The 5243-nt window shown below is 56.1% G+C and carries 4 protein-coding genes and 1 riboswitch; of the genes, 3 read left to right on the plus strand and 1 reads right to left on the minus strand.

What is annotated here, in order from left to right:
* The first annotated feature begins 198 nt into the window (after positions 1–198).
* Positions 199–312: riboswitch (cyclic di-GMP riboswitch) on the plus strand.
* Between the two features lie 228 nt (positions 313–540).
* Positions 541–1170: a hypothetical protein gene (locus IIA05_12825; protein ID MCH9027973.1), complete on the plus strand. Its 630-nt coding sequence runs from the start codon at positions 541–543 to the stop codon at positions 1168–1170.
* Between the two features lie 387 nt (positions 1171–1557).
* Here IIA05_12825 and IIA05_12830 read toward each other — a convergent pair whose 3' ends face one another.
* The gene (locus IIA05_12830; GenBank protein MCH9027974.1) at positions 1558–3759 is read right to left on the minus strand and encodes a hypothetical protein; all 2202 of its coding nucleotides are present in this window, start codon (positions 3757–3759) and stop codon (positions 1558–1560) included.
* A 382-nt stretch (positions 3760–4141) separates the two neighbouring features.
* Between IIA05_12830 and IIA05_12835 the strand changes: the two genes are divergently transcribed.
* Both IIA05_12835 and IIA05_12840 read left to right on the plus strand, forming a co-directional pair.
* Entirely contained in the window at positions 4142–4243 is a 102-nt protein-coding gene (locus IIA05_12835) for a hypothetical protein (GenBank protein ID MCH9027975.1), read from the plus strand.
* Positions 4219–4479: a transposase gene (locus tag IIA05_12840; GenBank protein ID MCH9027976.1), complete on the plus strand. Its 261-nt coding sequence runs from the start codon at positions 4219–4221 to the stop codon at positions 4477–4479. The genes IIA05_12835 and IIA05_12840 overlap by 25 nt, the downstream gene beginning before the upstream one ends.
* Positions 4480–5243 lie beyond the last annotated feature (764 nt).

Below are 5243 nucleotides of genomic sequence, written 5' to 3' on the forward strand. Positions count from 1 at the left end.
GAGGTCTTTTGAACGACCGCTGTTGGTGAAAGCGGACATTCAATTTTCGATTGCTGAAAATCCTTGTTGGATGACCGCTTTACCACCGAAAGCAGACATTGGGCTAATATTGCCCTGAAGGGCCGCTAACGACCCACAGCGGACATAGGTGACCTGCCCCCAATTCGCCATTCAGCTACTATACTTAGGTCACTTGAACACCGATAAAGCCAAACCCGCCTAAAGACGGGGACGGAAAGCCACGGGTCCTCGCTTCCTCCGAGAAGCCACGGATGACTCCCCGAAGGACCCCAAGATCGCCGGGCTGCCGATACTGTATCGACCGAATAGGTCGCAGGAGGCACCATGAATACCTTACGTTCATCAACTCTTTAACTGACTTTAGCTATAGCTATTATTACGCTCAGTTACGCGAATCTCTCGTCCGCGGAGACGCCCGGCGGCCGCGGATTTGGACGGCTCTTTAACCCCGGCCCCGGACCGGGTAGCTGGATAACCAATCACTACAGTAATCTCACTGGCCAAGTGATAAATGGCCCCGTGAACGACGACAGCGCCGAGGTCATATTCGTGGGAACGATCGCTGGCATCGGTAAGGTCACCGTCGAGCAGAGCGCCGCGTTTACTTTTGCCACATTCGGAGCGGAGGGTGCAGCGCTATGCGGCCTCGTGTACGACAGCAATAACCCCAGAACCCTGGTTCGAATCCACACCCACGCGCGCGTAAGCACACAAGATGTGACCGCTCCGCTTACTCTAATACCAGGCTCCTTTGTCAACGATCCTGGGGGTAAAACGGAGTTCCCATTTACCGCCGACGGTAAGGGCGCCAACTTTCTGACAACTGGTCTTGATGTCGGCACGCACACGCTCACCGGAACTTTCACGGTTACGCAAGAAGGCGGTGCCACCATCACCGGCATCGTCGAAGGCGGCTCGATCTGTATTGTGGCGACGTTTTTTACCGCAGGCGGTCACACTCCAGGCATCTATGATGTCCCCGCCGTTGGCCACGACGATTTTGACCTCACAGTCCAGACCGCGCTCGAGATCACGGGCGGCACGGGCAGATTCGCTGGTGCAAGTGGCACCGGCGTTCTCGTCTACAGCTTTGACACCTTCGATCCCCACGGTCTCCTCAACGCCCACATCGTCCTTGACTTGGACTAGCCGCATCTGGGTTGCTGGCCCATCGCCGATGTAGTAAAGAGCGTGAGCTGGGCTTGCGCAACGCTAACTCAGTCATCGATGCAGGTGAATCAGCATCATTTTTCGCGTCGCCGGCCTTTGGCACACCTCCTTGCCTTTTTTGCCAGCCTTGCAAGGCGGCGCCACGCCGCCTCGTGGTTCGTCCGCGTCGCTCTGACAGTCCGAATCTCAGCTAACAAAAACTCTATTGTCTCGTCGAGTTCTATGGCCACTAGCTTGCAGGTATCTTCGTCGAATTCGCGCTTGCTGGTGCGGGGGTTCTTTCTACGAAGTCGCTTCGCTGTGCACTAGAGCCAAATCATCCCCACTCTACCCCGCCGGCCACTAGGAGCGAGATCAACCTTCTGTTTAGGCTGGCTCTTCGACCGCGGCGGCCGTCTCACCGGTGCTCATGCGCTCCCACCATACACTCAGAGTCCCCATTTGCCAGAGAACTCCTGCTGCGACTATAAGTACAAACAGCGCGAGGAGGAGCTTCCAACGCTTGCGCTTGACGGCGAACGGATCCTTCAGCGAATGTTCGGAGCCCTCGGGGAGCTTGGCGATGCTAGTGAGCGAGGCGCCGAAGGGGAGGTTGATCACGGCGCGCGCATTCACCGCCCAGCCGTTCGCGTCGAGGATGGGAGCCAGGTTGCGTTTGCGCAGGCTCAGATATGCGGCGGCCATCGAGGGTCCGGAGATGGTGAAGAAGAGACCGATGACTGCCAACGGCATCTGCCACCACATGAGGTGCAGAAAGCCTGTCACCGTAGCTACGATCGCGGTGCCGATGGCTCCGATGGCGAGCCCTATAGCAGCGAAGATACCCGCGAACTTGGCCACGTCGAACTGCGGCTCGGCCTCCTCCAGGACAGCGCTGATGCCTTCGGCCGCATCCGCCTCAACTTCCTTTTCCCGAGCGGCTGCAAACCTCTCAACTTGCGCCCCTACCATTCGCCCGAGGCGCCGATACGGCGTCCAGAAGGCCTCGCGGACGCTGATCGGATTCTCAATCACCTTGACGATGGTGGCATGCCAGTCTTGCCCCTGGCGGTCGTAGAAGACACCGTTTCGGCCGACCCGAAGGTTGTTTCCGTCGCCATTAGTGAACGCCGCGGCAATGTTAATCTGCTGCTCGGCACCGTTCTTACGCACGCAACTGCAGTAGGCGAGGTAAGTGCGGCTCAGGGCGGCGAGCCTGGCGTGCTTTTCCACGTCGTCCACCCTCACGCAGAGTTCGCAGCTCCGCCCATCCAGATAGAGGGTACCCGCCTGGAAAATGGCTTTGGTCTCGGGCGTGTAAAAGTCGTGGAACGACACAAAGTTGTTTACGAGGGTGAACAGATCACGATAGTAGCGGATGAGCTTGTCTAACGAGGCAATGGCGTTTGCTTCGGGCTCGAGCGCCTTATCCTTCTCGATCAGCGCGGTTACGGCCGCCTCGCCGCCGCCGGCTAGGATCTCACGCACACGCCCAAGGCCTAGCACGTCGACGACGGCGCCTTCCTTCTCGTTCAACCAGTCCTCGTGGGCCGCGAACTTGCTGCTTATGCTCATCCATTGTTCGTCCTCCACGCAGTCCGTGTCCCCGAACATCGGCCGCACGATCTCGGCGCGCAATTTCGCTACCCTAGCGACCCAGGCTGGGTTTACGCCCTCCTCGAGTGGGAGGGCCCTTCCCGGTGCGATGTGAGCGAGAGGAAAGGCAGCCATCTCTTCCGTTGTGGCCGAAAGCTCCGTCGATAAAAGCGCCTCGTACTGTGCTTCGCGCGGATTTAGCGGCTCAGCCGCCTGCGGGTCGAACTGCGCAAGCCGGCAACGGGTGAAGTAATCGTCCACCTTAGATTTCACGGCTCTGAAGACCGCCGCGGCCGCGGCCGTGGCGTCACCGAACGGGAGAATGTTGTCCCGATCGTTATCCGCCTTCTGCCTCCAGTCCGAGTAGGCCCGGGCCTGCGCAAAGAACTCATCGACTTTTATCTGCGAGACCCCAGGATCGCCGCATCGGTCTTGCTCTGAGCCAACGCACTCCATGATCGCTTCGATCAGGGCCTTAGTCGCCTTATCGTCCGCTGAGGCGAGGGGAATGATCCCGTCGCCGTTAAACTTCGTCTCGTTGAGGTTCCGTTCGATGTCCCCCGTGTCTTCCGGGGTAATTACCGTATCCTCGCCCTTCCCCAGGTTCAGGAGGACCCGTTTCGCCGAAGCAAGCAATTGCCTGCCCTCCTCAGTTCGCTCGTCGATGGCCTCAAGCGGCAAGGAACTCGCCCCTCTAGTGAGGTCATCTGGATCCCGTAAAACAGTACCGGTCCACTGCACTGCGGCGATGATGTCGGGTACACGAATGCGTCCGTCTCCGTCGACGTCAATCAGCTCAAGGGTTTTGGCATCGATTTCCAGCCCGTGGGTGGGGCACCCGAGTGTTGCCCAGAGCTTCTGATCTAGCTGATCTAACGACATCAGGTCCATGCCGGTTTCCAGGCGGACTTGATCGAAACCGCCCAATCGGCTGAAGCGCCACCGGTGTGGACGATACGGGGACTTAGCGCTCTCGGCGCTGTTGGAGGACATATCGGGCCAAGGGCTCTAAACGCGGATGGAAAACCCGCTCTGCCTCCGATTCTACACCTCTCTGTGGCGAATTAAGGCTCGAGCAGCGACGGTGTGTGCGACGAGATCGTGCGGCCGATATCTACTTTGGACGCGGGCAATCAATACTGGCCCAATGAGAAAGGATCAAACAAAAGACCACCGCGAAATGCTGATTGCACTATCAACGGCACGCCGCATAACATGAGAACAATGAGCAAACCACTCGCTTAGCCTGACCGAACATCTGTCCTATTTGTTTGACGACGGACACAAAGCAAAATTCATAACACCAGCGCGCATTTATGAGCGGCTATGCCGCAGCGGCAAGATAGCCGTCCGACTAAGAGAAAGACTCACTATAGTGCTTCCGGCTAATGATGGTTTGAATAATGGAGAAATAGCACAGCAGCTATCGATCAGTGCACATATTGTCGGGCGATGGCGCAACCTGGATTGCCTTTAAAGAAGGGACGAGTGGCAACAATGACGCATGACTACAAGCGTCATGGCACCAGTACATTATTTGCGGCGCTTGATGTCATCACCGGGAGCGTCATTGCTGAGTGCACAAAGAGACACCGGCATCAGGAGTTTCTCATTTTCTTAAAGACGGCGGAAAAACAAACGCCAAAGGACAAAGCGCTTCACGTTATCACGGATAACTACTCCACACATAAACATCAGAAAGTAAATAAATGATTGAAACGGAATAAACGCGTCACGCTGCACTTCATACCGACGAATTCTTCCTGGTTAAACCTGGTTAAACCTGGTTAAACCTGGTTAAACCTGGTTAAACCTGGTTGAGCGGTTTTTTGCTTTGATTGCGGAGAAACAGATCCGTCGAGGTGTGTTCAGCTCCGTGTCAGACTTGGAGAATAAGACCGTGCAATTTATCGAAGCACATAACGAGAACCCCAAACCCCTGGTCTGGACAAAAACAGTAGAAGAAATATTGGCAAAGATAAACCGTGCACGACTCGCGCTCTCAAGTGAATGACTTATTCGTTACACTACACTAGAACAGTTGAGGAAATCTCGGGCAGGATATTGGAATAGCCGTCCGTAATTGCCCATAGTAGCAGGCTGCAATTCCGGGTATTTTGCCCAAAATCTCGACGAAGCCCTGCCAGCTGATGAAGATCTGGCGGATCAGGTCTGGGAGGCTGGGGAGATTGTTGACCTCATTGCGTTGAGGGCCTGGTGGTGCATGGCAGTAAGTGGCACGCATAAGTTTTGGTATCGCGCTACAATTAGGCTGTGGTGACTGACCAAGAACAACTCCTGGCGATGACAATACCAACCCAGGCCGCCAGCCACGCTGCAGACCTGAACTGGGGCGCCAACAGCAAAAAAAGCTGATGCTAATTTTACCGGCATACGGGTTAGCGACCGGAGAATGTTTTCTTCGACAAGACCGCAGTCAGCTAAACACACCAAGGAGGTGAGTGAAACATATGGAT

The sequence above is a fragment of the Pseudomonadota bacterium genome (assembly GCA_022572885.1).
Classification (GTDB): domain Bacteria; phylum Pseudomonadota; class Gammaproteobacteria; order Steroidobacterales; family MnTg04; genus MnTg04.